Origin of the sequence: Nocardioides sp. (assembly GCF_035503875.1) — a bacterium.
GTDB lineage: Bacteria > Actinomycetota > Actinomycetes > Propionibacteriales > Nocardioidaceae > Nocardioides.
This window is the reverse complement of record NZ_DATJTA010000030.1, coordinates 108,469-133,846: the sequence shown is the minus strand read 5'-3', so window position 1 is coordinate 133,846 and position 25,378 is coordinate 108,469. Positions and strand designations below refer to the sequence as shown.

Annotated in this window: 23 protein-coding genes and 1 riboswitch; of the genes, 1 reads left to right on the top strand and 22 read right to left on the bottom strand. The window is 73.0% G+C overall.

Going from position 1 to position 25,378, the window contains the following annotated elements; genetic code table 11:
* The 5 genes from ribD to ligD form a co-directional block, all read right to left on the bottom strand.
* Nucleotides 1-1,044 (bottom strand): bifunctional diaminohydroxyphosphoribosylaminopyrimidine deaminase/5-amino-6-(5-phosphoribosylamino)uracil reductase RibD, encoded by a 1,044-nt coding sequence (gene ribD, locus VMF51_RS07610; RefSeq protein ID WP_325473831.1) that lies wholly within the window; start codon nt 1,042-1,044, stop codon nt 1-3.
* 90 nt (nt 1,045-1,134) lie between these two features.
* Nucleotides 1,135-1,292, bottom strand: a riboswitch (FMN riboswitch).
* A 679-nt stretch (nt 1,293-1,971) separates the two neighbouring features.
* On the bottom strand, nt 1,972-2,649 hold the full coding sequence (gene rpe, locus VMF51_RS07605) for a ribulose-phosphate 3-epimerase (protein WP_325473810.1): 678 nt from the start codon (nt 2,647-2,649) through the stop codon (nt 1,972-1,974).
* Nucleotides 2,650-2,738: 89 nt separating this feature from the next.
* On the bottom strand, nt 2,739-5,015 hold the full coding sequence (katG, locus tag VMF51_RS07600) for a catalase/peroxidase HPI (protein WP_325473809.1): 2,277 nt from the start codon (nt 5,013-5,015) through the stop codon (nt 2,739-2,741).
* A gap of 31 nt (nt 5,016-5,046) precedes the next feature.
* On the bottom strand, nt 5,047-5,502 hold the full coding sequence (locus VMF51_RS07595; RefSeq protein WP_325473808.1) for a Fur family transcriptional regulator: 456 nt from the start codon (nt 5,500-5,502) through the stop codon (nt 5,047-5,049).
* A 31-nt stretch (nt 5,503-5,533) separates the two neighbouring features.
* Nucleotides 5,534-6,502 carry a non-homologous end-joining DNA ligase gene (gene ligD / locus VMF51_RS07590; protein WP_325473807.1) on the bottom strand — a complete coding sequence of 323 codons (969 nt, stop codon included), beginning with the start codon at nt 6,500-6,502 and terminating at the stop codon, nt 5,534-5,536.
* Nucleotides 6,503-6,541: 39 nt separating this feature from the next.
* Here ligD and VMF51_RS07585 point away from each other — a divergent pair, with 39 nt between their 5' ends.
* Complete coding sequence (locus tag VMF51_RS07585; protein WP_325473806.1) at nt 6,542-7,267, top strand: AAA family ATPase; 726 nt, start codon at nt 6,542-6,544, stop codon at nt 7,265-7,267.
* Between the two features lie 19 nt (nt 7,268-7,286).
* Here the strand turns inward: VMF51_RS07585 and VMF51_RS07580 are convergent, their stop codons facing one another.
* From VMF51_RS07580 to carA, 17 genes are all read right to left on the bottom strand, one after another.
* A complete protein-coding gene (locus VMF51_RS07580) occupies nt 7,287-8,696 on the bottom strand; it encodes an RsmB/NOP family class I SAM-dependent RNA methyltransferase (RefSeq protein WP_325473805.1) in 1,410 nt (469 codons plus the stop codon).
* Nucleotides 8,689-9,096 carry an MmcQ/YjbR family DNA-binding protein gene (locus VMF51_RS07575; RefSeq protein ID WP_325473804.1) on the bottom strand — a complete coding sequence of 136 codons (408 nt, stop codon included), beginning with the start codon at nt 9,094-9,096 and terminating at the stop codon, nt 8,689-8,691. Before VMF51_RS07575 ends, VMF51_RS07580 begins: the two co-directional genes overlap by 8 nt.
* Entirely contained in the window at nt 9,089-10,027 is a 939-nt protein-coding gene (gene fmt, locus VMF51_RS07570; protein ID WP_325473803.1) for a methionyl-tRNA formyltransferase, read from the bottom strand. Before fmt ends, VMF51_RS07575 begins: the two co-directional genes overlap by 8 nt.
* Nucleotides 10,027-10,572: a peptide deformylase gene (def, locus tag VMF51_RS07565; protein WP_325473802.1), complete on the bottom strand. Its 546-nt coding sequence runs from the start codon at nt 10,570-10,572 to the stop codon at nt 10,027-10,029. Before def ends, fmt begins: the two co-directional genes overlap by 1 nt.
* A gap of 143 nt (nt 10,573-10,715) precedes the next feature.
* Complete coding sequence (locus tag VMF51_RS07560) at nt 10,716-12,755, bottom strand: primosomal protein N' (RefSeq protein WP_325473801.1); 2,040 nt, start codon at nt 12,753-12,755, stop codon at nt 10,716-10,718.
* A gap of 57 nt (nt 12,756-12,812) precedes the next feature.
* Nucleotides 12,813-14,003, bottom strand: coding sequence for a methionine adenosyltransferase (gene metK, locus VMF51_RS07555; RefSeq protein ID WP_325473800.1), 1,191 nt, complete (start codon nt 14,001-14,003; stop codon nt 12,813-12,815).
* A gap of 97 nt (nt 14,004-14,100) precedes the next feature.
* Nucleotides 14,101-15,375, bottom strand: a complete 1,275-nt coding sequence (gene coaBC, locus VMF51_RS07550) for a bifunctional phosphopantothenoylcysteine decarboxylase/phosphopantothenate--cysteine ligase CoaBC (protein WP_325473799.1) — start codon at nt 15,373-15,375, stop codon at nt 14,101-14,103.
* Nucleotides 15,376-15,388: 13 nt separating this feature from the next.
* Nucleotides 15,389-15,718: a DNA-directed RNA polymerase subunit omega gene (gene rpoZ, locus VMF51_RS07545; protein ID WP_325473798.1), complete on the bottom strand. Its 330-nt coding sequence runs from the start codon at nt 15,716-15,718 to the stop codon at nt 15,389-15,391.
* A 4-nt stretch (nt 15,719-15,722) separates the two neighbouring features.
* Nucleotides 15,723-16,304 carry a guanylate kinase gene (gmk, locus tag VMF51_RS07540; protein ID WP_325473797.1) on the bottom strand — a complete coding sequence of 194 codons (582 nt, stop codon included), beginning with the start codon at nt 16,302-16,304 and terminating at the stop codon, nt 15,723-15,725.
* Nucleotides 16,301-16,627, bottom strand: a complete 327-nt coding sequence (gene mihF, locus VMF51_RS07535; protein WP_244927832.1) for an integration host factor, actinobacterial type — start codon at nt 16,625-16,627, stop codon at nt 16,301-16,303. Before mihF ends, gmk begins: the two co-directional genes overlap by 4 nt.
* Before the next feature lie 103 nt (nt 16,628-16,730).
* Entirely contained in the window at nt 16,731-17,177 is a 447-nt protein-coding gene (locus VMF51_RS07530; RefSeq protein WP_325473796.1) for a hypothetical protein, read from the bottom strand.
* Between the two features lie 142 nt (nt 17,178-17,319).
* Nucleotides 17,320-18,135, bottom strand: coding sequence for an orotidine-5'-phosphate decarboxylase (gene pyrF, locus VMF51_RS07525; protein ID WP_325473795.1), 816 nt, complete (start codon nt 18,133-18,135; stop codon nt 17,320-17,322).
* Nucleotides 18,132-18,941, bottom strand: a complete 810-nt coding sequence (locus VMF51_RS07520) for a hypothetical protein (RefSeq protein WP_325473794.1) — start codon at nt 18,939-18,941, stop codon at nt 18,132-18,134. The genes pyrF and VMF51_RS07520 overlap by 4 nt, the downstream gene beginning before the upstream one ends.
* The gene (locus VMF51_RS07515) at nt 18,938-19,741 is read right to left on the bottom strand and encodes a hypothetical protein (RefSeq protein ID WP_325473793.1); all 804 of its coding nucleotides are present in this window, start codon (nt 19,739-19,741) and stop codon (nt 18,938-18,940) included. The genes VMF51_RS07520 and VMF51_RS07515 overlap by 4 nt, the downstream gene beginning before the upstream one ends.
* A complete protein-coding gene (locus VMF51_RS07510) occupies nt 19,738-20,856 on the bottom strand; it encodes a quinone-dependent dihydroorotate dehydrogenase (protein ID WP_325473792.1) in 1,119 nt (372 codons plus the stop codon). Before VMF51_RS07510 ends, VMF51_RS07515 begins: the two co-directional genes overlap by 4 nt.
* Nucleotide 20,857: 1 nt before the next feature.
* Entirely contained in the window at nt 20,858-24,181 is a 3,324-nt protein-coding gene (gene carB, locus VMF51_RS07505; protein ID WP_325473791.1) for a carbamoyl-phosphate synthase large subunit, read from the bottom strand.
* Nucleotide 24,182: 1 nt separating this feature from the next.
* Nucleotides 24,183-25,316, bottom strand: coding sequence for a glutamine-hydrolyzing carbamoyl-phosphate synthase small subunit (carA, locus tag VMF51_RS07500; protein WP_325473790.1), 1,134 nt, complete (start codon nt 25,314-25,316; stop codon nt 24,183-24,185).
* Nucleotides 25,317-25,378: the final 62 nt, after the last annotated feature.

Here is a 25,378-nt window from a genome sequence, read left to right as displayed (position 1 = left end):
TCAGGTCTCCGTTCGCGGCGTCATGGTGAGACGCACGTTGGGTTGCTCGCCGTCGATCCCGTCGAGCACGGTCACGTCGGTGACCACGGGACGGAACGCGTCGGCGATCGTGGTGATTCCGAGGTCGGCGACCGCGTTGCGGCCGGCGCCGAGGAACATCGGGGCGACGTAGGCGACGATCTCGTCGACCAGGCCGGCGGCCAGGAAGGCAGCCGCGACGGTCGGTCCGCCCTCCAGGAAGACGTGCTGGCGGTCGCGGGCGAACAGCTCAGCGAGCGCGGCGTGGGGATCGCGGGTGCGCAGGTGCACCGTCTCGGCGTCGGCGTTGAGGACCCGCCTGCCCGGGTCGAGGTCGCGCTCGCCCAGCACCGCGCGCAGCGGCTGGTGCGGCAGCGGTACGCCGTCCTCGTCGCGGACGGTCAGCAGCGGATCGTCGACGGCGATCGTGTTGGTGCCGACCAGCATCGTGTCGCACAGCGCGCGGAGCCGGTGCGTGTCGCGCCGGGCCGCCAGCGAGCTGACCCACCGGCTGGTGCCGTCGGCGGCGGCGCTGCGGCCGTCCAGGGTGGTCGCGAGCTTCCAGGTGACGAACGGGCGGCGGTGCTCCATCGCGAAGCTCCAGACCCGGTTGAGCTCACGGGCCTCGTCGTCGAGCAGCCCCTGCTCGACGTCGACCCCGGCCTGGCGCAGGGTCGTCGCGCCTCCGGTCGCCACCGGGTTGGGGTCGGGCTGGGCGTACACGACTCGTCGTACGCCGGCGGCGACGAGCGCCTCGGCGCACGGGCCGGTGCGGCCGGTGTGGTTGCAGGGCTCGAGAGTAACGACGGCGGTGGTCCCGCGAGCGGCGTCACCGGCCCGGGCGAGCGCGTCCGCCTCGGCGTGGGCGGTGCCGGCGCCACGGTGGTGGCCCTCGGCGATGGTGGTCCCGTCGTGGGCGAGGAGGACGCAGCCGACGCGCGGGTTCGGCCCGAGGGGTACGCCGGGCGTCGCCGCGAGCTCGAGGGCACGCGCCATCGCGCCGCGCTCGGCATCGGTGTAGCCCATCCGCCCTCCGTCCGGTCTGCTCACGGACTCCGGGGCTGACGTGACACCTCGACGCACTCGTCCATCCGGACGGGACGTCGGTGTGTCACCTTGCGTGCGCTTCCCATCCGGACTTTCACCGTCGGTCCAGGAATCTCACCTGGTCAGCCGATCGCTGGCTGCGATCGGGTCGCGGACTTCCGAGCGAGCGCAGAAGCGCCCGATCAGTCACCGCCGGCTCGGAATTACACCGACCCCAGAGCACGCGAGCTGTTCACAACTCGTCGGGGCCGAGTGTGCCATACCAACCCGTCGGACCGCCCCGTGGCGATCACCACATGGAATTCGGAAGCCTGGCCGGCTGGGCGGGACGGAGGTTTCCGGGTTGGTCGAGCGCTCGATCAAGAATCGCGACTCGGTCGTTGATCGATCGCTCGACCAACGCGCAGACCCACCGGCGCGACCTGGTCGCTCCTGTGGAGAGGCGTTCGACGGCACCGCAGAGCGCCGCCACGATCGACGGCATGCCCCGACTCCTCGACACCAACAGCCGCACCGACGAGCTCGCGCACGTGCTGGCCCAGCTGATCGGCGAGGACGGCCTGGAGGCTCCGTCGAGCAGACGGATCGCCGCCCGCGTCGGGTTGAGCATCGGCACCCTGGCCCACCACTACGAGTCCCGGACCCGCCTGATCCGGATACTGAGCCTCAGCATCGGCCTCGCCCTGCTGGACGAGATCATCCCCGAGATCCGCACGATCGGCGCCGCGGCGATGCTCCGCACCTACGACGAGGGGCGACTGCTCACCCGAGCCTGGCTCGGAGCCGTCGAACTGGGGCGCAGCTGTGAAGACATCGGCTACAGCGTGGCGGACATCGCCCGGCGTGAGCGTTCCTGCCTCATCGGCGCCAGTGACCACCGATCCTGGGATCAGCCATGCAGGAGGCTCAGCGCACCGCGTCGCCGGCGGCGCTCCCGGCCGCTTCACGCAGCGCGACGACCATCGCGTCCGGGTCGTCGGCGGAGTAGACAGCCGAGCCGGCCACGAAGACGTCGGCGCCGGCCTCGGCGCAGCGCTCGATCGTCTCCAGCGAGACTCCCCCGTCGACCTGCAGCCAGGTCTCGACGCCGTGCTTGTCCATCAGCGCCCGGGCGCGGCGGATCTTGGGCAGCACCAGGTCGAGGAACTTCTGGCCGCCGAAGCCGGGCTCCACGGTCATCAGCAGCAGCATGTCGAGCTCGGGAAGCAGGTCCTCGTACGGCTCGACCGGGGTCGCGGGCCGCAGCGCCATGCTCGCGCGGGCGCCGGCGGCCCGGATCTCGCGCGCCAACCGCACCGGTGCCGCCGCCGCCTCGACGTGGAAGGTGACCGAGCCGCAGCCTGCCTCGGCGTACGCCGGGGCGTGCCGGTCGGGCTCGTTGATCATCAGGTGCGCGTCGAGCGGCAGGTCCGTGCTGCGCGCCAGCGCCTCGACCATCGTCGGACCGAACGTCAGGTTCGGGACGAAGTGGTTGTCCATGACGTCGACGTGCACCCAGTCGGCGCTGGGGATGCGTGCCACCTCGGCGCCGAGGGCGGCGAAGTCGGCGTTGAGGATGCTCGGCGTGATCTGGATGTGGCCCACGGGCCGCGATTCTAGGGGCCGGTCCGGACGCGGGAGAGCCCGGCCGGTCCTGGCGGACCGACCGGGCTCTCGCGGGTCGTGCGGGTGGCTCAGGCCAGGTCGAAGCGGTCGAGCTCCATGACCTTGGTCCAGGCCGCCACGAAGTCGGCCACGAACTTCTCGCGGGCGTCCTCGCTGGCGTAGACCTCGGCGAGCGCGCGCAGCTGCGAGTTCGAGCCGAAGATGAGGTCGACCGCCGTGGCCGTCCACGTCAGCTCGTCGGTCGCGGCGTCGCGGATCTCGTAGACGTTCTCCTCCGACTCCGAGGCCTTCCAGCGCGACCCGGGGGCGAGCAGGTTGGCGAAGAAGTCGTTGGTGAGCACGCCCGGCCGGTCGGTGAGCACGCCGTGCTGGGCGCCGCCGACGTTGGCGCCGAGGACGCGCAGGCCGCCGAGGAGCACCGTCATCTCCGGCGCGGTCAGGTCGAGCAGGTAGGAGCGCTCGACGAGCAGCTTCTCGGGCTGGAGCTTCTCGCCGGCGCGCAGGTAGTTGCGGAAGCCGTCGGCGCGGGGCTCGAGCACCCGGAAGGAGTCGACGTCGGTCTGCTCCTGCGTGGCGTCGGTCCGTCCGGCACGGAACGGCACGCTCACCTCGACGCCGGCGTCCTTGGCGGCCTTCTCGACCGCCGCGGAGCCCGCGAGGACGATCAGGTCGGCCAGGGAGACCTGCGCGCCACCGGCCGCGTTGAACTCGGCCTGGATGCCCTCGAGCCTCTCCAGGACGGTGGCGAGCTGCTCGGGCTGGTTGACCTCCCAGCTGCGCTGCGGCTCCAGGCGGATGCGGGCGCCGTTCGCGCCGCCCCGCTTGTCGGTGGAGCGGAACGACGCGGCCGAGGCCCACGCGGTCGAGACCAGGTCGGCGGTGCTGAGGCCCGAGTCCAGGACCTTCGCCTTCAGGGTCGCGACGTCCGCGTCAGCGATCTGCTGGCCGGTGGCGGCCGGGACGGGGTCCTGCCACAGCTGCGGCTCCGGGACCCAGGGGCCGAGGTAGCGGTCGACCGGACCCATGTCGCGGTGCAGCAGCTTGTACCAGGCCTTGCCGAAGGCCAGCGCGAACTCGTTCGGGTTCTCCAGGAAGCGGCGCGAGATCTTCTCGTACGCCGGGTCGAAGCGCAGCGCGAGGTCGCTGGTCAGCATGGTGGGCTTGCGCCGGGGAGCGTCGGCGGTCGGGCCGGGGATGATGTCCTCGGCGTCCTTCGCCACCCACTGGTTGGCGCCGGCGGGGCTCTTGGTCAGCTCCCACTCGTAGCCGAAGAGCAGCTTGAAGAAGTCGTTGCTCCACCGGGTCGGCGTGGTGGTCCAGGTGACCTCCAGGCCGGAGGTGACCGTGTCGATGCCCTTGCCGGAGCCGAACGCGCTCTTCCAGCCCAGACCCTGCTCCTCCAGCGGGGCCGCCTCGGGCTCCGGGCCGACCAGGTCGGCGTCGCCCGCACCGTGGGTCTTCCCGAAGGTGTGGCCGCCGGCGATGAGGGCGACGGTCTCCTCGTCGTTCATCGCCATCCGGGCGAAGGTGTCGCGGATGTCGCGGGCCGAGGCCAGCGGGTCCGGGTTGCCGTTGGGGCCCTCGGGGTTGACGTAGATCAGGCCCATCTGGACGGCACCGAGCGGGTCGGAGAGCTCGCGGTCGCCGCTGTAGCGCTCGTCGCCGAGCCACGTGTCCTCGGGACCCCAGAAGATCTCCTCCGGCTCCCACACGTCCTCGCGGCCGAAGCCGAAGCCGAACGTCGTGAAGCCCATGTCCTCGAGCGCGACGTTGCCGGCGTACACGAGCAGGTCGGCCCAGGAGATCTTCTGGCCGTGCTTCTGCTTGACCGGCCACAGCAGGCGGCGCGCCTTGTCGAGGTTGGCGTTGTCGGGCCAGCTGTTGAGCGGGGCGAAGCGCTGGCCGCCGTCGCCGGCGCCACCGCGGCCGTCGTGGATCCGGTACGTGCCGGCCGCGTGCCAGCTCATCCGGATGAACAGGCCGCCGTAGTGGCCGAAGTCCGCCGGCCACCAGTCCTGCGAGGTGTTGAGGACCTGGACGATGTCGCGACGCAGCTCGGCGAGGTCGAGCTTCGTGAACTCCTCGGAGTAGTCGAAGTCCGGGGCGAGCGGGTTGCCCTTCGAGGAGTGGGCGTGGAGCACCGTGAGGTCGAGGCTGTTGGGCCACCAGTCCTTGTTGGTGCGCGGACGGCCACCCGTCTGGGGCGTCGGCGAGTCGATCGCCGGGTTCTCGCTCTCGCTGCCGTGCGCGGCAGCGGAGTCGTGCATCACCGGGCACCCGCCCTCGGCCTTGCGGTCCACTCCCTGGGGGCTCTCGGGGGTGGCGTTGTCCTGGCTGTCGCTCATCTGCATCCTTCCGAACGGGTCGACCTGGCGGTCACTGAGGGGTGGTGCTGGCTGGTTGTGCTCCCACGGAGCCGGCCGCGCAATCGGGGCAGGTGCCCCAGTACACGACCTCCGCCTCGTCGACCACGAAGCCGTGGTCGTCGGAGGCGGTGAGACAGGGGGTATGGCCGACGGCGCAGTCGACGTCGGCGATGGCGCCGCAGGAGCGGCAGACCACGTGGTGGTGGTTGTCGCCGACGCGCGACTCGTAGCGGGCGGTCGCGCCCGCCGGCTGGATCCGGCGGACGAGGCCCGCGTCGGTGAGTGCCCGGAGCACGTCGTACACGGCCTGGTGGGAGACGGCTCCCAGGTCGCCGCGCACGCGGTTGATCAGCGCATCGGTGTCGGCGTGCGGGTGCTCGTGCACCGCGGTCAGCACGGCCAGCCGCGGACGGGTCACCCGAAGCGAGACACCGCGGAGCTGCGCCTCGAAGTCCGGCGTCGTCATGGGACGAGCATGCCGCGCTTTCTGGAACGAGTCAAGATTGAGGGTCCGGCGTGTCGGGAGTCTCCACGCCGTCGCGCTCGTCGCGGTCCGCCCACTCCAGCAGGGGCGCGATGTCGAACGGGTGCCCGTCGATGTCCTCGTGCAGGTCGCCGAGCTCGGCGAAGCGCGCGGGCACCGTGAAGATCGTGCAGTCGTGCGGGTCGACGTCGTCGATCTCGTCCCAGCGGACCGGTGTGGAGACCCGGGCGTCGGCCACCCCGCGCACGGAGTACGCCGCCGCGATGGTGTGGTCGCGGGCGTTCTGGTTGTAGTCGACGAAGAGGTGGTGCGGGTCGCGGTTCTTGCGCCACCACTGCGTGGTCACGTCGTCGGGCGCGCGCCGTTCGACCTCGCGCGCGAAGGCCAGGGCGGCGCGTCGTACGTCGGCGAACCCGTGGTCGGGCGGGATCCGGACGTAGACGTGCAACCCGGAGCCGCCACTGGTCTTCGGGAACCCCACGGCGCCCAGCTCGTCGAGGACCTCCCGGGCGACGTGGGCGACGCGGCGTACGGTCTCGAAGTCGCACAGCGGGCCGGGATCGAGGTCGATGCGCCACTCGTCGGGGCTCTCGGTGTCGGCGCGGCGGCTGTTCCACGGATGGAACTCGACCGTCGACATCTGCACCGCCCACACCACGCTAGCGAGCTCGGTCACGCACAGCTCGTCGGCGGTGCGGTTCCAGCGCGGGAAGTGCAGCCGCACGGTCTCCACCCACGGCGGGGCGCCGGACGGGATCCGCTTCTGGTGGACCTTGTCGCCCGCCAGGCCCTTCGGGAAGCGGTGCAGCATGCACGGCCGCTCGTACAGCGCGTTGACGATCCCCGGCCCGACGGCCAGGTAGTACTCGACCAGGTCGAGCTTGGTCGCCCCGCTCTCGGGGAAGTACACCCGGTCGGGGTTGCTCACCCGGACCACCTTGTCGTCGACCTCGATCTCGACGGCGGGCGAGGTACTGGGCATGCCAGCAATCTAGAGGGTGGCGCCGACTACGGTGCGGACATGGACTTCGACCAGCCGCCGGTGGTGCGGATCTCGGTGGATCCCGAGGTCCGTCCGTCGGCGCGGGACTGGCCGATGACCGTGCCGGCCGTCGCCCAGCTCGTCCGCGACGGACTGGACCTGCCTCCGGGCGTGACCTTCCTCGTCGGCGAGAACGGCTCGGGCAAGTCGACGATCGTCGAGGCGGTCGCGATGGCCTACGGCCTCTCCCCCGAGGGCGGGTCGAACCAGGGCCGGCACTCGACCCGGGCGACCGAGTCGACCCTCGGCTCGGTCCTCACCCTCCGGCGTGGCCTCGGCTCCGCCCGCTGGGGCTTCTTCCTCCGCGCGGAGACGATGCACGGCTGGTACACCTTCAGCGAGGCGAGCGACGAGAAGGGCCGGGCGCCGAGGTATCACGAGATGAGCCATGGCGAGTCGTTCCTGGAGGTGCTCCGCACCCGCTTCGATTCCCCCGGCTTCTACTGCCTCGACGAGCCGGAGGCGGCCCTGTCGTTCTCCTCCAGCCTGGGTCTGATCTCCGTGCTGCATCGAGTCGTCGAGTCGGGCGGTCAGGTCCTGTGTGCGACCCACTCCCCCGTGCTCGCCGCCATGCCCGGCGCGACGATCCTCGAGGCGGGCGAGTGGGGCCTGCGCCGTACCTCCTGGGAGGAGCTGGGGGTGGTCCAGCACTGGCGGGCCTACCTCGACGCCCCGGGGCGCTACCTGCGCCACGTGCTGGACTGATCCCCCTCCCGCCGACGGGTCAGCCGTCCCGACGCAGGAGGGCCAGGAACATGGCGTCGGTGGCGTGACGGTGCGGCCACAGCTGGAGGGTGCCGGGAAGGGGGCCGGCGCAGTCCGGGACCTGCGGGAGAAGTGCCCCGGCGTCCTCGAGGCGTACGTCGGAACGCGCGTCGAGGACCGCTCGCACGACGCCGGCCGTCTCGGCGAGGACCGGGGAGCAGGTGGCATAGAGAACCACCCCGCCCGGGCGGACCAGCGAGAGCGCCGAACCGACCAGCTGCTGCTGCAGCACCACGAGCTCGGCGAGGTCCTCCGGCCGGCGGCGCCAGCGGGACTCCGGTCGCCGCCGGAGCGCACCCAGGCCGGTGCAGGGCGCGTCGACGAGGATCCGGTCGAAGCTCGCGGGTCGGTACGGCGGCGCGGTGCCGTCGCCGGTCACCACCCCGAGCACGCCGGGACCCCCGGAGGTCGCCCGGGCGACGAGACGGGCACGGTGCGGCTGCCGCTCGTTGGCGAGCAGCGTTGCACCCCGTTCGGCGGCGATCGCGGCCAGCAGTGCGGCCTTGCCGCCCGGGCCCGCGCACAGGTCGAGCCAGGTCGCGTCCGATCCGGTGAGCGGAGCCGCCGCCAGGGCAGCCGCGACGAGCTGCGAGCCCTCGTCCTGGACCCCGGCCCGGCCCTCGGCGACGGCCGGGACCGCACCCGGGTCGCCGCCGTCGAGCACGACGCCGTACGGCGAGTACGGCGTGGGCTCGCCCGGGAGCTCGTCGCGCCGCGCCCAGCCGGGCCGGGCCACCAGCGTGACCCGCGGCGGCTCGTTGTCGGCGGCGAGCAGCGCGGGCAGCTCGTCGGCGCCGACCGCCTCGCGGAGCGCGTCGACCACCCACGCGGGATGGCTGTACGCGACGACGGCGTGACCGGTCGGATCGGCGTCCGGGTCCGGTGCGACCCGCCCGATCCAGGTGTCGAGATCGTGCTCGCTCACCCGCCGCAGCACCGCGTTGGCGAACGAGGCCGCGCCCGGTCCGACCCGGGAGCGGACCAGGTCGACGGTCGTGTTCAGTGCGGCGTGCGAGGGCACGCGCATGCCGAGCAGCTGGTGGGTGCCGAGCCGGAGCGCGTCCAGCACCTTCGCCTCGACCTTGGCGAGCGGCCGGTCGATGCAGGCGGCCAGCACCGCGTCGTACGTGCCGCGGCGGCGGAGCGTGCCCGAGACGAGCTCGGTCGCGAACGCGGCGTCGCGGCCCTGCAGCCCGTGGTCGCGCAGCGCGGCGGGTAGGGCCAGGTTCGCGTAGGCGTCGTCGACCCGGACCGCCTGCAGCACCTGCAGTGCCGCCAGGCGTGCCGGATCGCCCGGTCGTCCGGTCGCCTTGCGCGGCGCCGGACGCCGGCTCCCCCGCCGACCTCCCCGGCGGCCCGGCTCAGCCATCACCGAGGTGCTCCCGCACCAGCCGCTTCGGCGCCCGGGCCGCCCAGGCCTCGGTGATGATCTCGGCCAGCTCGTCGCGGCCGAGCTCGCCGAGACGCGACTGCTGGACGAGGACAGCGTTGGTGCGCCGGAAGTGGTCGATGGTGAAGAACGGCAGCCGCTCGTCGTCGACCAGCGCCTGCTTCTCCAGCTCGGTGGGCGTGACGATCACCAGCAGGTCGTCGTACTCCTCCCCCGTCTCCGGGTCGATCGCCGAGTGGTGCGGTTTGCGGAAGAGCACGAAGCCGCGGCCGCGGACGAGGTACGTCGGGACGTCGCCCCACGACGTGCCGAACTCGACCTCCGGCAGCGACCGGCAGATCGCGTCGACGTCGTCGGGTGTGGCGGGACGCTCAGGCACCCGGCTCCGCCCCGAAGACCGCGCCGGTCTCGACCCGCGTCCCGCGTGCCCAGTCGGCGGCGGGCATCTGCTTCTTGCCGAACGCCTTCACCTCGCCGAGCCGGACCGCGGCGGTGCCGGTGCCGACCAGGACGGCGTTCTTGCGCACCTCGAGGGTGCCGGGCGTCAGGGACACCTCGGGCTCGACGCTCACCGGCCCGAGCTTGATCCGCTCGCCGTCGTACGTCGACCACGCGCCGGGGCCGGGGGTGCACGCGCGGATGCGGCGGTCCACGGCGGCGGCGGCCTCGGTCCAGTCGACGCGGGCGTCGTCGACGGTGATCTTCGGCGCCATGCTGATGCCGTCGGTGGGCTGCGGGCGGGCCTCGATGTCGCCGTCCTCGAGGTGGTCGAGGGTCGTGACGAGCAGCCCCGCGCCACCCTCGGCGAGCCGCCCGAGCAGGTCGCCGGCGGTGTCGGTGGGCTTGATCCGCTCGGTCATCACCCCGAACGTCGGGCCGGCGTCCATCTCCTTGACGATCCGGAACGTCGTGGCGCCGGTGACCTCGTCGCCGGCCCAGATCGAGTGCTGGACGGGCGCCGCGCCGCGCCAGTTCGGCAGGCAGGAGAAGTGCAGGTTGATCCAGCCGAGCGGCGGGATGTCGAGCGCGGACTGCGGCAGGAGCGCGCCGTACGCCACCACGGGGCAGCAGTCGGGTGCCAGCTCGCGCAGCGCCGCCTGGAAGTCGGGGTCGCGCGGGTGGTCCGGCTTCAGCAGGGGTACGCCGAGCTCCTCCGCGCGTTGCGCCACCGGGCTGGCGACCAGCTTGCGTCCGCGACCGGCGGGGGCGTCGGGGCGGCTGATCACGCCTACCAGCTCGTGGCGAGACGCCGCGATGGCGTCGAGGGCGGGGACGGCGACCTCGGGGGTGCCGGCGAAGACGACGCGCATCAGAAACCGAATCCGTTCGTGGGGTGGGGGCTGACCTTGACCGTGGGCTTCTCCAGACCGAACCACTCCGACTCGCGGATCGCCTTCATCGCGGCCTTGCGGGCATCGCCGTCGAGTCGGTCGACGAACAGCACCCCGTCGAGGTGGTCGGTCTCGTGCTGCAGGGCACGGGCGAGGTAGTCGGTGCCCTGGATCGTCACCGGCTCGCCGTGCATGTCGAAGCCGCGCGCCACCACCTGCAGCGCGCGCTTGCAGTCGAAGGTCAGGTCGGGGATCGACAGGCAGCCCTCCGGGCCGTCCTGCTGCTCCTCGGACAGGTCGAGGACCGGGTTGACCAGGTGGCCGACCTCGCCCTCGACGTACCAGGTGAACACCCGGAGCCCGACACCGATCTGCGGCGCCGCGAGACCGGCCCCCGGCGCGTTCAGCATCGTGTCGGTCAGGTCCGCGACCAGGCGGTGCAGCTCCTTGTCGAAGTCGACGACCTCGATCGCCGGCTTGCGCAGGACCGGGTCGCCGAAGAGGCGGATGGGTTGGATGGCCACCCGAGGAGTCTAGAGAGCCGTCCGCGCGCCGCCGCGCCGAGTCGGCGCAAGTTCTGCCGACTCGACGCGCAAGTACTGCCGACTCGACGCGCAACTTCTGCCGACTCGACGCGCAAGTTCTGCTGACTGGGCGGGTGGCGGGGTCAGAGGGAGTACGGGTCGACCTGGATGCGGACGGGGTCCAGCTTGCGGCTCGAGCGGACCCGCTGGAGCTGACCGAGCGCGCGGGCGAGGTCGGCGCCCCGGGCGCGCGGGACGCGGACGACGACCCGTGAGCCGTCCTCGGTCTCCACCGGTCCCAGCACCTCGGCCGCGTCCGGCAGGTCGAGGAGGGTCACGGCGTCGTCGACCGGGCCAGGGTCGCCGGTGATCGTCGCCAGCCGGGACGCCGGGGGCAGGTGGGCGGCCTGGCGCTCGGTCGACTCGCGCTCCGCGAAGCCCGCGTGGTCCCAGCGAACCAGCGCCTGGATCGCCGGGTGCGCGGGGTCGCCGACGACGAGGGCACGGCCGCCGGGCCGGACCAGTCCGACGGCGTTGCTCCAGCGGCGCAGCGCCTCCTCGTCGGTGCGCAGGTCCGTCCGGCCGAGCGCGAGCCACGCGTCGAGCAGGACGACGGCGGCGTACCCGCCCGCCGCGACCGGCTCGCCCCCCGGGGTAGCGACGACCACGGCAGGGCGGCCGTCGACCTCGTCGAGCACCCGGTCGCCCGACGACGTGACCACCCGGACGCCGGGGAAGGCCCGGCCCAGCTCCTCCGCCGTACGCGAGTCGCCCACCACCGGTGCCCGCAGCCCGTGGTGGCCGCACTCGGTGCAGGCCCAGGCCTCGTCCTCGGTGCCGCACCAGCGACAGGCCGGCGGCCGGGTCGGTCCCGGGAGCGCGAGCGGACCCGAGCAGGTCGCGCAGCGGGCCGGGGTGCGGCAGCGCTCGCAGGCCAGGCTCGGGACGTAGCCGGACCTCGGGGTCTGCACCAGGACCGGACCGGACGCGAGGGTGTCGCGCACCAGGTCCCGCACCTGCAGGGGCATCCGCGCCGCACGGGCGTGGGCGTCGCGCTCGACGTCGAAGTCGCTCGCACCAGCGACCGTGACGGTGAGCGCCGATCGGAGCACCGCACGCGGGGGCTGCATCGGCCGGGCCCAGCCGGTGCGGAGGAGGTAGTCGGCCTCGACGGTGCGCGCGAAGCCGCCGATCAGGGCGGCCGTGCGCTCCCGCTCCGCGCGCAGCAGCAGCACCTCGCGGGCGTGCGGGTACGGCGCCCGCGGTTCGGCGTGCGAGTCGTCGCCGTCGTCCCAGATCGCGACGAGGCCGAGGTCGGCGACGGGCGCGAACGCTGCGGCGCGGGTCCCGACGACGACGCGACGGACGCCACGGCTCAGGGCGAGGAAGTCGCGGTAGCGCTGCGCCGGACCGGAGTCCGCGGTCAACGCGACGTGGTGGCCCTCCCCCAGCACCTCGCCCAGGGCTCGGTCGACCCGGGCGACGTCGCGCTTGTCGGGGACGACGATCAGCGCGCCCCGCCCGCCGGCGAGGGCGGTGGCGGCGGCGTGCGCGAGCAGCAGCGGCCAGTCCGCACCGGGCGCCGCACCCCAGACCGCCCGAGGCGATCCCCCCGCCCGCAGATGGGCGAGGAAGGCGTCGGCGTGCTCGTGGTCGGCCCAGGCGGCGCGGGCGGAGTCGCCGTCGTCGGTCGCCGGGGCGGGCGGAGCCGGCGAGGGCTCCTTCTCAGTCGTCGCGTGCCGGGCGGGCACGGCGAGGCGCAGCACGTCGGCCCGGCTGCCGGCGTACCGCTCGGCGACGTCGGCGCTCAGGGCGGCGACGGCCGGCGCGAGCACGGGCTCGGCGCTGACGACCCGCCGCAGCGGGGCCAGCCGGCCCGGGTGCTCGGAGTCCTGCGCACGCTCGACGACGAAGCCGTCGACGTCCTGGCCGGCGAAGCGGACCTTCACCCGGACGCCGGGCTGGGCCGCGTCGGCCATGGTGACCGGGACGGCGTAGTCGAAGGGCCGGTCGAGGTGGGCCAGCGGCACGTCGACCAGGACCCGGGCGACCGGGAGCCGGTCGGTGATCTCGGCCTCGGCCGCCTTGCGTGCGCGGGTCGCGCGGGCCTTGGCCTGCGACGCCCGCACGGTCGCCCGGACCATGCCCGGCAGCAGCTCGGGCTGCTCGGGCACGGGGGTCATGGCGGTATTCCTACCAGCCATGACCCCCGGTCCCGGACGGGCGGTCCCGAGGCGGGATCAGGCCTGGACGGCGGCCTTGAGCGCCTCGGCGCGGTCGGTGCGCTCCCAGGTGAACTCGGGCAGCTCGCGGCCGAAGTGGCCGTACGCCGCGGTCTTGGCGTAGATCGGCCGCAGCAGGTCGAGGTCGCGGATGATCGCGGCGGGGCGGAGGTCGAAGACCTGGAGGACGGCCTCCTGGATCGCCTCGTCGGAGACCGTGCCGGTGCCGAAGGTCTCGATGAAGACGCCGACCGGCTGCGCCTTGCCGATCGCGTACGCGACCTGGGCCTCGCAGCGCTTGGCCAGGCCGGCGGCCACGACGTTCTTGGCGACCCAGCGCATGGCGTACGCCGCAGAGCGGTCGACCTTCGACGGGTCCTTGCCGGAGAAGGCGCCGCCGCCGTGGCGGGCCATGCCGCCGTAGGTGTCGACGATGATCTTGCGGCCGGTCAGGCCGGCGTCGCCCATCGGACCGCCGACGACGAAGCGACCGGTCGGGTTGACCAGCAGGCGATAGCCCTCGGAGGGGATGTCGAAGGTCGCCAGCACGACGTCGATGACGTGCTTCTTGACGTCGGCCTCGAGGCTGTCGAGCTCGGTGTCCTCGGAGTGCTGCGTGGACAGCACGACGGTGTCGACGCGCAGCGGGCGGTTCTGCTCGTCGTACTCGATGGTGACCTGGGTCTTCCCGTCGGGACGCAGGTAGGCCAGCGTGCCGTCCTTGCGGACCGCGGTGAGGCGCTCGGCGAGGCGCTGCGCGATCACGATCGGCAGCGGCATCAGCACGTCGGTGTCGTCGCACGCGTAGCCGAACATCAGGCCCTGGTCGCCCGCGCCCTGCTTGTCCATCGCGTCGACCGAGCCGGTGCGGCTCTCGTGGCCGGTGTCGACGCCCTGGGCGATGTCGCCCGACTGGCCGCCGATCGCCACCATGACGCCGCAGGACTCGCCGTCGAAGCCCTTCTCCGAGGAGTCGTAGCCGATCGAGAGGATCCGCTCACGGACCTTCTGCTTGATGTCGACGTAGCCGGTCGTGGTGACCTCGCCGGCCACGACCACCAGGCCGGTGGTCAGCAGGGTCTCGACCGCGACCCGGCTGTGCGGGTCCTGCTCCAGCATCGCGTCGAGGACCGAGTCGCTGATCTGGTCGGCGATCTTGTCCGGGTGACCCTCGGTCACCGACTCCGACGTGAAGAGACGTCCAGCCACAGTCCTACTCGCTCCCGTTTCGATGGTGCAGTTGATTGATGCAGATTCACGCTGCGGGCACACCCTAGCCGCCGGCCGTGCACGCGCCGAGACGGTCTCAGTCGAGGCGCGCCGCGACCTGGTCCCAGATGACGTGGGCCAGGGCGCCCTTGCTGCCCCGGGCCACCTCGACCGCGGCGCCGTCGGCGCCGAGGATCACGGCCTCGTTCTCGGGGCTGCCGAACACGGCTCCCCCGCTCACGTCGTTGACGACCAGCAGGTCGCAGCCCTTGCGGGCCAGCTTCGCGCGGGCCAGGTCGAGGACGGAGCCGGTCGCGTCGCCGGTCTCCGCGGCGAACCCGACGATCACGCTCCCCGGGCGGACCCGGTGGGTGCTGATCTCGTGCAGGATGTCGGGGTTCTGCTCGAGCTCGATCGCCGGCGCGGAGCCGTCGTCGGCCTTCTTGATCTTGGCGTCGCTGACGCTGGTCGGCCGGAAGTCGGCCGGCGCGGCCGCCATCACGACGGCGTCGGCCGAGCCGGCGGCGGTGACGACCTCGGCCCGCAGCTGGGCGGTGGACTCGACCCGCACGACCTTCACGCCGGCCGGGTCGGGCAGCGCGACGTTGGCCGCGACCAGGGTCACCTCGGCGCCGCGGGCGGCCGCGGCCCGGGCGAGGGCGTACCCCTGCAGGCCGGACGAGCGGTTGCCGAGGAAGCGCACCGGGTCGAGGTACTCGCGGGTGCCGCCCGCCGAGACCACGACGTGCCGCCCGGCGAGGTCGGCACCTCCGGTGGTCGAGCCTGTCGAGACCCCCCGAGTGAGCACCCCGCGCGCCAGCTCGAAGATCTCGCCGGGCTCGGGCAGCCGGCCCTTGCCGGTGTCGGCGCCGGTCAACCGCCCCTCGGCGGGCTCGATCACGACGGCGCCGCGTTCGCGCAGCGTCGCGACGTTGGCCCGGGTGGCCGGGTGCTCCCACATCTCGGTGTGCATCGCCGGCGCGAAGACGACCGGGCAGCGGGCGGTGAGCAGGGTGTTGGTGAGCAGGTCGTCGGCGAGGCCGTGCGCGGCGCGGGCCAGCAGGTCCGCGGTCGCCGGAGCGACCACGACCAGGTCGGCGCTCTGACCGATCCGCACGTGCGGAACCTCGTGGACGGCCGACCAGACGTCGCTGGCCACGGGCTTGCCGGACAGCGCGGACCAGGTGGGCGCGCCGACGAACTCGAGCGCGGCCGCCGTCGGCACGACGGTCACGTCGTGGCCGGACTCGGTGAACCGGCGCAACAGCTCGCACGCCTTGTACGCCGCGATCCCTCCGCAGACACCCAGGACGACGCGAGGCCGCGCCCCCGAGGGGGACGCGGCCACGGAGTCGGAGCCGTCGGTGCTCAACCGAGTCAGCGAACTACTCGCTCGCGCCGGCGGCGTCCGCCGCGGCAGCCTTGGCGGCGGCCTCCTCGGCGGCGAGCTCGGCGGGGTCGATGTCCTCGCAGGTGAGCAGGTCCTCGTTGATCTCGCGCAGCGCGATCGAGAGCGGCTTCTCCTGGACGTGGGTGTCCACGAGCGGGCCGACGTACTCGAGCAGGCCCTCGCCGAGCTGGGAGTAGTAGGCGTTGATCTGGCGAGCGCGCTTGGCGCTGTAGAGCACCAGCTTGTACTTGCTGTCCGTCTTGGTCAGCAGGTCGTCGATCGAGGGGTTGGTGACACCCTCGGCGGCGATGTTCGGAGAAGACACGCGGTTACGCCTCACGATCAGTCGGGGATTGCACCATGAAGGCTACCAACTCCTCCGCGGCAGCGTGAACTTCGTGGTTGACGATGGTGACGTCGAACTCCGGCTCGGCGGCCAGCTCCTCGCGGGCGGTGACCAGTCGTCGCTCCCGCTCCTCCTCCGTCTCGGTGCCGCGGCCGACGAGGCGGCGTACCAGCTCGTCCCAGGACGGCGGCTTGAGGAAGACGAACAGCGCGTCCGGCATGGTCCGGCGGACCTGGCGCGCGCCCTGCAGGTCGATCTCCAGCATCGCCGGGTGCCCGGAGGCGAGCGCCAGCTCCACGGGCTGGCGGGGGGTGCCGTAGCGGGCGGCCTGGTGCACGACCGCCCACTCCAGCAGGTCGTCCTCGGCCACCATCTTGTCGAACTCCTCGTCGGAGACGAACCAGTAGTGGACGCCGTTCTCCTCGCCGGGCCGGGGCGCGCGCGTGGTCGCCGACACCGAGATCCAGACCTCGGGGTGCGCCTCGCGTACGGCGGCGGCGACGGTCCCCTTGCCGACGGCGGTGGGACCCGCGAGGACGACGAGCCGGGAGCGTGGCCCGCTCACGCGGGGTCGCGCGGGGCGAACTCGGCTTCGAGGGCGGCGACCTGCTTGGTGCCGAGACCCCGGACCCGGCGGCTCTCGGCGATGCCGAGCCGCTCCATCACCTGGCGCGCCCGGACCTTGCCCAGGCCCGGCATCGACTGCAGCAGGTCGACGACGCGCATCTTGCCGACGACCTCGTTGGTCTGCCCCTGGTGCAGCACGTCGACGATGGAGGCACCGGAGTTCTTCAGCCGGTTCTTCACCTCGGCCCGCTCACGCCGGGAGGCCGCGGCCTTCTCGAGCGCCGCCTGGCGCTGTTCAGGGGTGAGAGGGGGCAGTGCCACGTGTCGGGGTCCTTCGTGTGCGGTCGGCCGGTGCGAGGTCAATCTAGTCAGAACCACCAATGCCCGGCAATCGGCGGACAGGAACGAGTTCTACCTCGACACCTCAGCGCGTGAGCGGCGTCTGGCACACGTCGCGGGCCTGCTGCTGCAGCCCCTCCAGCGCACCGGCGGTCTCCGGCGAGACCAGCGCCTTCGCCGCCGCCTCGATCCGCGCACGCTCCCCCGCGTCGAGCCCCTCGGGGGGCGCGTCCCGGTCGTAGGTCTCGGGGGCGATCCCGGCCGCGACCAGCTCGTCGTCGAGGTCGCTCAGCCGCCCCACGACCTGCTGCCACTCGTCGGCGATGTCGCTCGGCGCCCGGTCCTGCAGGTCCCGGAACTCCTCCAGTGCGCGCAGCAGCGCGGTCGGCCCGCCGGCCGCCACGATCTCGGTCAGCTCGGCCTGGTGCTCCTCGACCGCGGCGCAGTAGTCGTCCGTCGCGTCGCCGCCGCAGCCGGACAGCGGGAGCAGGACGAGCGCGGCGAGCAGTCGGCGTGCGAGGGCGGAGGTCATGTCGCGGCGAGGCTAGCGCGCGGGCTGTTCTACGGCCGCAATTGCGGCCGTAGAACAGGGAATCGGGCGCCCGACCTGTCCAGCGGAGGCAATTGCGGCCGTGGGGAGGGCACGCGCGGCCCGGCGGCGTGGCGGCCTGGCGCTACGCCGTCAGCTCGTCGTTGGCCCGGCGCACGGCGTCCCGCATCGCGGCGGCGTCGGGGCCGAGGCGGAGCACCTCGCGCGAGGAGCTGGCCAGCACGGAGCCGGCGGCGGGGCCGAAGATCCGCCGGATGTCGGCGGGGGTGCCGCCCTGAGCGCCGTACCCGGGCGCGAGGACCGGGCCGTTGAACGCCAGGTCCTCGGCGGACTCGCCGATGGTCGCGCCGATCACGGCGCCGAAGCTCCCGAGCGGCTCGGCGCCCTCGTTGAGCCGGCGCAGGTGGTCCAGGACCGTGCCGGCGACGGTGGCACCGGAGTCGGTGCGCGCGTGCTGCACCTCCGGCCCCTCCTTGTTGGAGGTCAGCGCGAGCACGAAGACGCCGGCGTCGTGGGCGCGGGCGGTCTCGATCATCGGGTCGAGCGAGCCGAAGCCGAGGAACGGGCTGGCGGTGATCGCGTCGGCGGCCAGCGGGGAGGTCGGGTCGAGGTAGGCGTCGGCGTACGCCTGCGACGTGGAGCCGATGTCGCCGCGCTTGACGTCGGTCAGCACGAGCGCGCCCGCGGCCCGGGACTCGCTGGTCACGCGCTCGAGGACGGCGACGCCGCGGCTGCCGAAGCGCTCGTAGAAGGCCGACTGCGGCTTGACGACCGAGACGTACGGCGCCACCGCCTCGACGACCGTCAGCGCGAACCGCTCCAGGCCGGCGACGTCGTCACCCAGGCCCCACTCGTGCAGCAGGGCGGCGTGCGGGTCGATGCCGACGCAGAAGGGTCCGCGGTCCGCGACGGCCGCGTGCAGGCGGGCTCCGAAGGTCATGGGGTGTCTCCTGAGGTGAGCTCGGCCGCGATCCGCGCGGCGGTGGTGGGGTCGTGGAGCAGTGCGGTGCCGACCTGGACGGCCGCGGCACCCGCGTCGAGGAAGCTGCGCGCGTCCGCCGCCGAGCCGATGCCACCGGCCCCGACGACGTCCGCGTCGGGCAGTGCCGCGCAGACCTCGGTCACGCAGCGCAGGGCGATCGGACGGATCGCGGGGCCGGAGAGACCCGCAGGCCGGCCGTCGGGCAGGGCTGCGGCCAGTGCATCGGCAAGGACGACGGCGGCGGCACCGGCCTCCAGGACGCCGCGCGCGGTCTCGACGACGCGGAGCAGGTCGGGCTGCAGCTTCGCGAGCACCGGCAGCCCGCGCGGGAGGTCCCGGACGACGGCCGCGACGAGACTCGCCGCGTGGAACGGCTCGCCGCCGACCGCGACCTCGATCGCGGACAGGCCCGGAGCCTGGCCGATCCGGCGCGCCAGCTCGGCGTGCTCGCTCAGCGTGCGGCCGGTGATCGAGACGACGACGCGGGTGCCCGAGCGGACGAGCTCCGGGAGCTCGGTCGCCAGGAACGGCTCCAGGCCGGGGTTCCCGCCCTCGGCGTGCAGCAGGCCCGACGGGGTCTCGACGACCCGCGGCGGCTCGGCGCCGGGTCGCGGGTCGAGGCTGATCGACCGGGTGACGAAGCCGCCGAGTCCGGCCAGCCCGTCGTCACCGAGGTACGGCGCGAGCTCGCGGCCGGTCCCGCCGCAGCCGGAGGCCACCAGGACCGGGTTGGGGAGCGTCAGGCCCGCGAGCGTCGTCGTCATGCCAGCTCCGCCCAGCGCACCCGGTCACCGCGGACGACCGGTCCCTCGGTGCAGCCGCGCACCGTCCGGGGCACCCCGTCCTCGCCGACCACCGGGAGCGGGCAGCCGTGGCACAGCCCGGTGGCGCACGGCTGGGGCAGCTCGACGGCGGTCTGGCTCCAGGCGCCGTGGTCCTCGGCGGCGGCCGCCACGGCGTGCAGGGTGTCGTGGCGGCCCGCGGCGTACACGACCTCAGCGCGGGCGCGGCCCAGGGTCTCGGCGATCACGTCGGCGACCCGGCCGCGCTGACCGACCGAGCCGTCGGCGGTGACGACGGTGACGGCGCGGGCCGAGCGGCGGGCCTCCAGGGCCGAGAGCAGGTGCGCCTCGTCGCGGCCGGCGACGAGCAGGGTGACCGCGCAGCCGCGCTCCCGCAGCCGCTCGGCCAGGGGGAACAGCGGCGCCGCGGAGACGTCCTCGCCGACCAGCAGGCACGAGACCGGCTCCTTCGGAAGCGCGAACGGCCGCCCGAGCGGACCGGTCAGCTCGACCTTCGCGCCGACCGGCAGGCCGGCCAGCCACGCTCCGCCGGTCCCGACGGGCTCCACGACCAGCTGCAGCGCGGGACCGTAGCCCCCGACGGGCCGAACCTGGTGGATCCAGTACGACCGGCGGGCCAGCCGCGCCGAGTCGGCCAGCGTGACCGCGACGAACGTGCCCGGGCGGAACCGCTCCGCCACCCCGGGCGCCACCAGGGTGAGGTGGCGGTACGCGCCGGTCCGCTTGGTGTCGAGGACCTCCCCGGTGACGTGCAGGGTCATGACCTCGCCTGGACCCCTCGGACGATCCGCCGGGGCCACCCGGGGCCCTCGTAGATGAAGGCCGTGTAGCCCTGGAGCAGGTCGGCCCCCGCGTCCAGACGGTCCTCGGCGTCCTGGACGGTGGTGATGCCACCGACGCCGATCAAGGTCAGGTCCGGACCGACCCGGCCGCGGAGCAGCCGCAGCACCTCCAGGGACCGCCGGGTGAGCGGCCGTCCGGAGAGGCCGCCGGCGCCGACCGCCGCCACCTCGTCGTCCGGGCTCGCGAGCCCGGCGCGCGAGATGGTGGTGTTGGTCGCGATGACGCCGTCCAGGCCGATCGCCACGGCCAGGTCGGCGACCCCGAGCACGTCGTCGTCGGCCAGGTCGGGGGCGATCTTCACCAGCAGCGGCACTCGCTCGCTCGTCGACTCGTCCGCGACCCGGCGGACGTGCTCCAGCAGCGGCTGCAGCTTCTCGACCGCCTGCAGGTTCCGCAGCCCGGGGGTGTTGGGCGAGCTGACGTTGACCACCAGGTAGTCCGCGTGCGGCGCGAGCAGCCGGGCGGACCGCTCGTAGTCGGCCTCGACCGCGGCCTGGTCGTCGTCCGGCACGACCTTGGTCTTGCCGATGTTGATGCCGAGGACGGGTCTCGATACGCCGGTCGCTCGTTCCTCACGACCGGCTACTCGACCACCGAAAGATCCCGCGCCACGACCACCGAGGGACTTGGCGCGAGCAGCCAGGCGGTGGGCGACGGCGGCGGCGCCGTCGTTGTTGAAGCCCATCCGGTTGACGACCGCGCGGTCGTCGGTGAGCCGGAACAGCCGCGGGGTCGGGTTGCCGGGCTGCCCGTGGCCGGTGACGGTGCCGATCTCGACGTGGCCGAAGCCGAGCGCGGCGAGGGCGTCGATCCCCACGGCGTTCTTGTCGAAGCCCGCGGCCAGGCCCAGGACGTTGGGGAACGTCAGCCCCATCGCATGCACCGGCGTCCCCGGCGTACGCCGCCGCGAGAGCACCGGTTGCGCGGCCCGGACCGCCCGGAAGCCCAGGTGGTGGGCCCGCTCCGGGTCGATCCGGGTCGCGACCGTGTCGAAGAGGACGTCGTAGGGTTTCGAGGCTCGCTTCGCTCGCACCTCAACCACCGTTCCGCGCGGCCCACTCCTGCAGGCTCCGGACGCCGATGTCGCCGCGGCGCATCGCCTCGATGCCCTGCACCGCCGCGCCCAGGCCCTGGACCGTGGTGATGCACGGGACGTTGGCGCGCACGGCGGCGGTGCGGATCTCGTAGCCGTCGAGGCGCGCCTGGCTGCCGCCGCCTGCGCCGTACGGCGTGTTGACGATCAGCTGGATCTCGCCGTCGTGGATGAGCTGGACGGTCGTCCGCTCGCCGTGAGGCCCCTCGCCCTCGAAGTGCTTGCGCACGATCGTGGACGCGACGCCGTTGCGGCGCAGCACCTCGGCCGTGCCCTGGGTGGCGAGGATCTCGAAGCCCAGCTCGGCGAGCACCCGCACCGGGAAGATCATCGAGCGCTTGTCGCGGTTGGCGACCGACACGAAGACCTTGCCCGAGACGGGCAGCGACCCGAACGCCGCGGCCTGCGACTTGGCGAAGGCGGTCCCGAAGTCGTGGTCGAAGCCCATGACCTCGCCGGTGGACTTCATCTCCGGACCCAGCACGGTGTCGACCTGCGCGCCGTCGGGCGTGCGGAACCGGTTGAACGGCATCACCGCCTCCTTGACCGCGATCGGCTGGTCGGCGGGCAGGTTGCCGCCGTCACCGGTCGCGGGCAGCAGGCCGGCCTCGCGCAGCTGCGCGATGGACTCCCCCAGCATCACCCGCGCCGCCGCCTTGGCCAGCGGCGTCGCCGTCGCCTTGGAGACGAACGGGACCGTCCGCGACGCGCGCGGGTTGGCCTCCAGGACGTAGAGGATGTCGGCGCTCAGCGCGAACTGGATGTTGAGCAGGCCGCGGACCCCGACGCCGCGCGCGATGGCCTCGGTGGCCTCGCGGATCCGGCCGATCTCGTGGTCGCCCAATGTGATCGGCGGCAGGGCGCAGGACGAGTCACCGGAGTGCACGCCGGCCTCCTCGATGTGCTCCATCACGCCGCCGAGGAAGAGCTCCTCGCCGTCGAAGAGCGCGTCGACATCGATCTCGACCGCGTCGTCAAGGAACCGGTCGACCAGCACCGGCGCCTCGCGCGAGATCAGCCCGGCGGCGACGTACTTCTCCAGGTAGGTCTGGAGCGCGTCGTCGCCGTACACGATCTCCATGCCGCGCCCGCCCAGGACGTACGACGGCCGCACCAGCACCGGGTAGCCGATCTCGGACGCGATCCTCTGGGCCTCGGGGTACGACGTCGCCGTGCCGTGCTTGGGCGCCACCAGGCCCGTCTCGGCGAGCACGCGGCCGAACGCGCCGCGCTCCTCGGCCAGGTCGATGGAGTCCGGCGAGGTGCCCACGATCGGCACGCCCGCCGCCGCGAGGCCCTGGGCGAGACCGAGCGGGGTCTGGCCGCCGAGCTGGCAGATGACGCCCGCGATCGGCCCCGCCTGCGACTCGGCGTGCACGACCTCCAGCACGTCCTCGAGGGTGAGCGGCTCGAAGTAGAGCCGGTCCGAGGTGTCGTAGTCGGTCGAGACGGTCTCGGGGTTGCAGTTGACCATCACGGTCTCGTAGCCCGCCTCGCTGAGCGCGAGGGAGGCGTGCACGCAGGAGTAGTCGAACTCGATGCCCTGCCCGATCCGGTTCGGCCCGGAGCCGAGGATGATCACGGCCGGACGCTCGCGCGGGGCGACCTCGCTCTCCTCGTCGTAGGACGAGTAGTGGTACGGCGTGCGCGCGGCGAACTCGGCGGCGCACGTGTCCACGGTCTTGTAGACCGGCCGGATGCCGAGCGCGTGGCGCACCCCGCGGACGACGTCGGGCGCCATGCCGCGGATCTTGCCGATCTGGACGTCGGAGAAGCCGTGCCGCTTGGCCAGCCGCAGCAGCTGCGGGGTGAGCTCGGGAGCGGCGGTCACCTCGGCGGCGACCTCGTTGATCAGCATCAGCTGGTCGACGAACCACGGGTCGATGCCGGTGGCCTCGAAGATCTCCTCCGGCGTCGCCCCGGCGCGGATCGCGTCCATGACGCGCTTGAGCCGGCCGTCGGTCGGGACCTGGATCTCCTCCAGGAGGGCGGCCTTGTCGAGCTCGACGTACTCCTGGTGCCAGTCGAACGGCGCGTCCTTCGACTCCAGCGAGCGCAGCGCCTTCTGCAGCGCCTCGGTGAAGTTGCGGCCGATGGCCATCGCCTCGCCGACCGACTTCATGTGCGTCGTGAGCCGCTTGTCGGCGCCCGGGAACTTCTCGAACGCGAACCGCGGCACCTTCACCACGACGTAGTCGAGGGTCGGCTCGAACGCGGCGGCCGTGCTCGAGCCGTCCTCGCGGGCGGTGATGTCGTTGGGGATCTCGTCCAGCGTGTAGCCGATCGCGACCTTCGCGGCGATCTTGGCGATCGGGTAGCCGGTCGCCTTCGACGCCAGCGCGCTCGACCGCGACACCCGCGGGTTCATCTCGATGACGATGATCCGGCCGTCGGCGGGGTTGACGGCGTACTGGATGTTGCAGCCGCCGGTGTCGACGCCGACTTCGCGGATGATGCCGATCGCGAGGTCGCGCAGCTTCTGGTACTCGCGGTCGGTCAGCGTCATCGCGGGCGCGACCGTGATCGAGTCGCCGGTGTGCACGCCCATCGGGTCGAGGTTCTCGATTGAGCAGATGATGACGACGTTGTCGGCCTTGTCGCGCATCACCTCCAGCTCGTACTCCTTCCACCCGATGATCGACTCCTCGATCAGCACCTCGGTGGTCGGGCTCGCGGCCAGGCCGGCGCCGGCGATGCGGGCCAGGTCGCCCTCGTCGTACGCGATGCCGGAGCCGGTGCCGCCCATCGTGAAGGACGGGCGGACGACGACCGGGTAGCCGAGCTCGGCGACGGCCTTCTCGCAGTCGTCCAGCGTGTGGCACACGAAGCTGCGGGCGACCTCGCCGCCGACCTTGTCGACGATGGCGTTGAACAGCTCGCGGTTCTCGCCGCGGTGGATGGCCTCGAAGGAAGCGCCGATCATCTCGACGCCGTACTTCTCCAGCGTGCCGCGCTCGTGCAGCGCGATCGCCGCGTTGAGCGCGGTCTGGCCGCCCAGGGTCGGGAGCAGCGCGTCGGGGCGCTCCTTGGCGATGACCTGCTCGACGAACTCCGGGGTGATCGGCTCGACGTACGTCGCGTCGGCGAACTCCGGGTCGGTCATGATCGTGGCCGGGTTGGAGTTGACCAGGATGACCCGCAGGCCCTCGGCCTTCAGGACCCGGCAGGCCTGGGTGCCCGAGTAGTCGAACTCGCAGGCCTGGCCGATGATGATCGGGCCGGACCCGATCACCATCACGGACTTGATGTCCTCGCGCTTCGGCATCTCAGGCCTCCTTCTGCTCAGCCAGGAGCTGGACGAACCGGTCGAAGAGGTACGCCGCGTCGTGCGGGCCGGCGGCGGCCTCGGGGTGGTACTGGACGGAGAAGCTCTTCAGCGCCCCCTCGGGCGAGCGGAGCTCGAGACCCTCGACGACGTCGTCGTTGAGGCAGACGTGGCTGACGCTCGCCTCGCCGTACGGCGTGGTCGTGGCGCCGTCGAGCGGCGCGTCGACGGCGAAGCCGTGGTTGTGCGCGGTGACCTCGACCTTGCCGGTGGTGCGGTCCATCACCGGCTGGTTGATGCCGCGGTGGCCGTACTTCAGCTTGTAGGTGCCGAAGCCGAGCGCGCGCCCGAAGAGCTGGTTGCCGAAGCAGATGCCGAAGTACGGCAGGTCGCGGCCCAGGGCGCCCTGGAGCACCTCGATCTGCTGCGTGGTCGCGGCGGGGTCGCCGGGTCCGTTGGAGTAGAAGAGCCCGTCGGGCTGCACGGCGAGCACGTCGTCGAGCGTCGAGTCGGCCGGGAGCACGTGCACCTCGATGCCGCGCTCGGCCATCCGGTACGGCGTCATCGTCTTGATGCCGAGGTCGAGCGCGGCGACGGTGAACCGCTTCTCGCCCTGGGCGGGGACGACGTACGCCTCCTTCGTGGAGACCTCGGTGGACAGCTCGGAGCCGGCCATCTCGGCCGAGGCCCGGACCCGCTCCAGCAGCGCGGCCGGGTCGGTCTCGACCGAGGAGATGCCGACGCGCATCGCGCCGCGCTCGCGCAGGTGCCGGGTCAGCGCGCGGGTGTCGATGCCGGAGATGCCGACGACGCCCTGCTCGCGCAGCTCGTCGTCGAGCGTGCGCCGCGAGCGCCAGTTCGAGGGGCGGCGGGCGGGGTCGCGGACGACGTACCCGGCGACCCAGATGCGCGAGGACTCGGGGTCCTCGTCGTTGATCCCGGTGTTGCCGATGTGCGGGGCCGTCATCACGACCACCTGCCGGTGGTACGACGGATCGGTGAGCGTCTCCTGGTAGCCGGACATGCCGGTGTTGAAGACCGCTTCGCCGAAGGTCTCGCCGGGGGCGCCGTACGCCTCGCCGGTGAAGACGCGACCGTCCTCGAGGACCAGGATCGCGGGGGCATGCAACGGCACGCCGACCTCCTTCTCCGCCTCTCAGGACGGATCGTTAAAGGATGTTCGAACGGGGTCGACCC

What these genes read in the sequence shown, in the direction of transcription:
- ribD (WP_325473831.1), bottom strand. Translation starts at nt 1,044, where the DNA reads ATGGGCTACACCGATGCCGAGCGCGGCGCGATGGCGCGTGCCCTCGAG.
- katG (WP_325473809.1), bottom strand. Translation starts at nt 5,015, where the DNA reads ATGAGCGACAGCCAGGACAACGCCACCCCCGAGAGCCCCCAGGGAGTG.
- VMF51_RS07595 (WP_325473808.1), bottom strand. Translation starts at nt 5,502, where the DNA reads ATGACGACGCCGGACTTCGAGGCGCAGCTCCGCGGTGTCTCGCTTCGG.
- ligD (WP_325473807.1), bottom strand. Translation starts at nt 6,502, where the DNA reads ATGCCCAGTACCTCGCCCGCCGTCGAGATCGAGGTCGACGACAAGGTG.
- VMF51_RS07585 (WP_325473806.1), top strand. Translation starts at nt 6,542, where the DNA reads ATGGACTTCGACCAGCCGCCGGTGGTGCGGATCTCGGTGGATCCCGAG.
- VMF51_RS07580 (WP_325473805.1), bottom strand. Translation starts at nt 8,696, where the DNA reads ATGGCTGAGCCGGGCCGCCGGGGAGGTCGGCGGGGGAGCCGGCGTCCG.
- fmt (WP_325473803.1), bottom strand. Translation starts at nt 10,027, where the DNA reads ATGCGCGTCGTCTTCGCCGGCACCCCCGAGGTCGCCGTCCCCGCCCTC.
- VMF51_RS07560 (WP_325473801.1), bottom strand. Translation starts at nt 12,755, where the DNA reads ATGACCCCCGTGCCCGAGCAGCCCGAGCTGCTGCCGGGCATGGTCCGG.
- VMF51_RS07530 (WP_325473796.1), bottom strand. Translation starts at nt 17,177, where the DNA reads ATGACCTCCGCCCTCGCACGCCGACTGCTCGCCGCGCTCGTCCTGCTC.
- pyrF (WP_325473795.1), bottom strand. Translation starts at nt 18,135, where the DNA reads ATGACCTTCGGAGCCCGCCTGCACGCGGCCGTCGCGGACCGCGGACCC.
- VMF51_RS07520 (WP_325473794.1), bottom strand. Translation starts at nt 18,941, where the DNA reads ATGACGACGACGCTCGCGGGCCTGACGCTCCCCAACCCGGTCCTGGTG.
- VMF51_RS07515 (WP_325473793.1), bottom strand. Translation starts at nt 19,741, where the DNA reads ATGACCCTGCACGTCACCGGGGAGGTCCTCGACACCAAGCGGACCGGC.
- carB (WP_325473791.1), bottom strand. Translation starts at nt 24,181, where the DNA reads ATGCCGAAGCGCGAGGACATCAAGTCCGTGATGGTGATCGGGTCCGGC.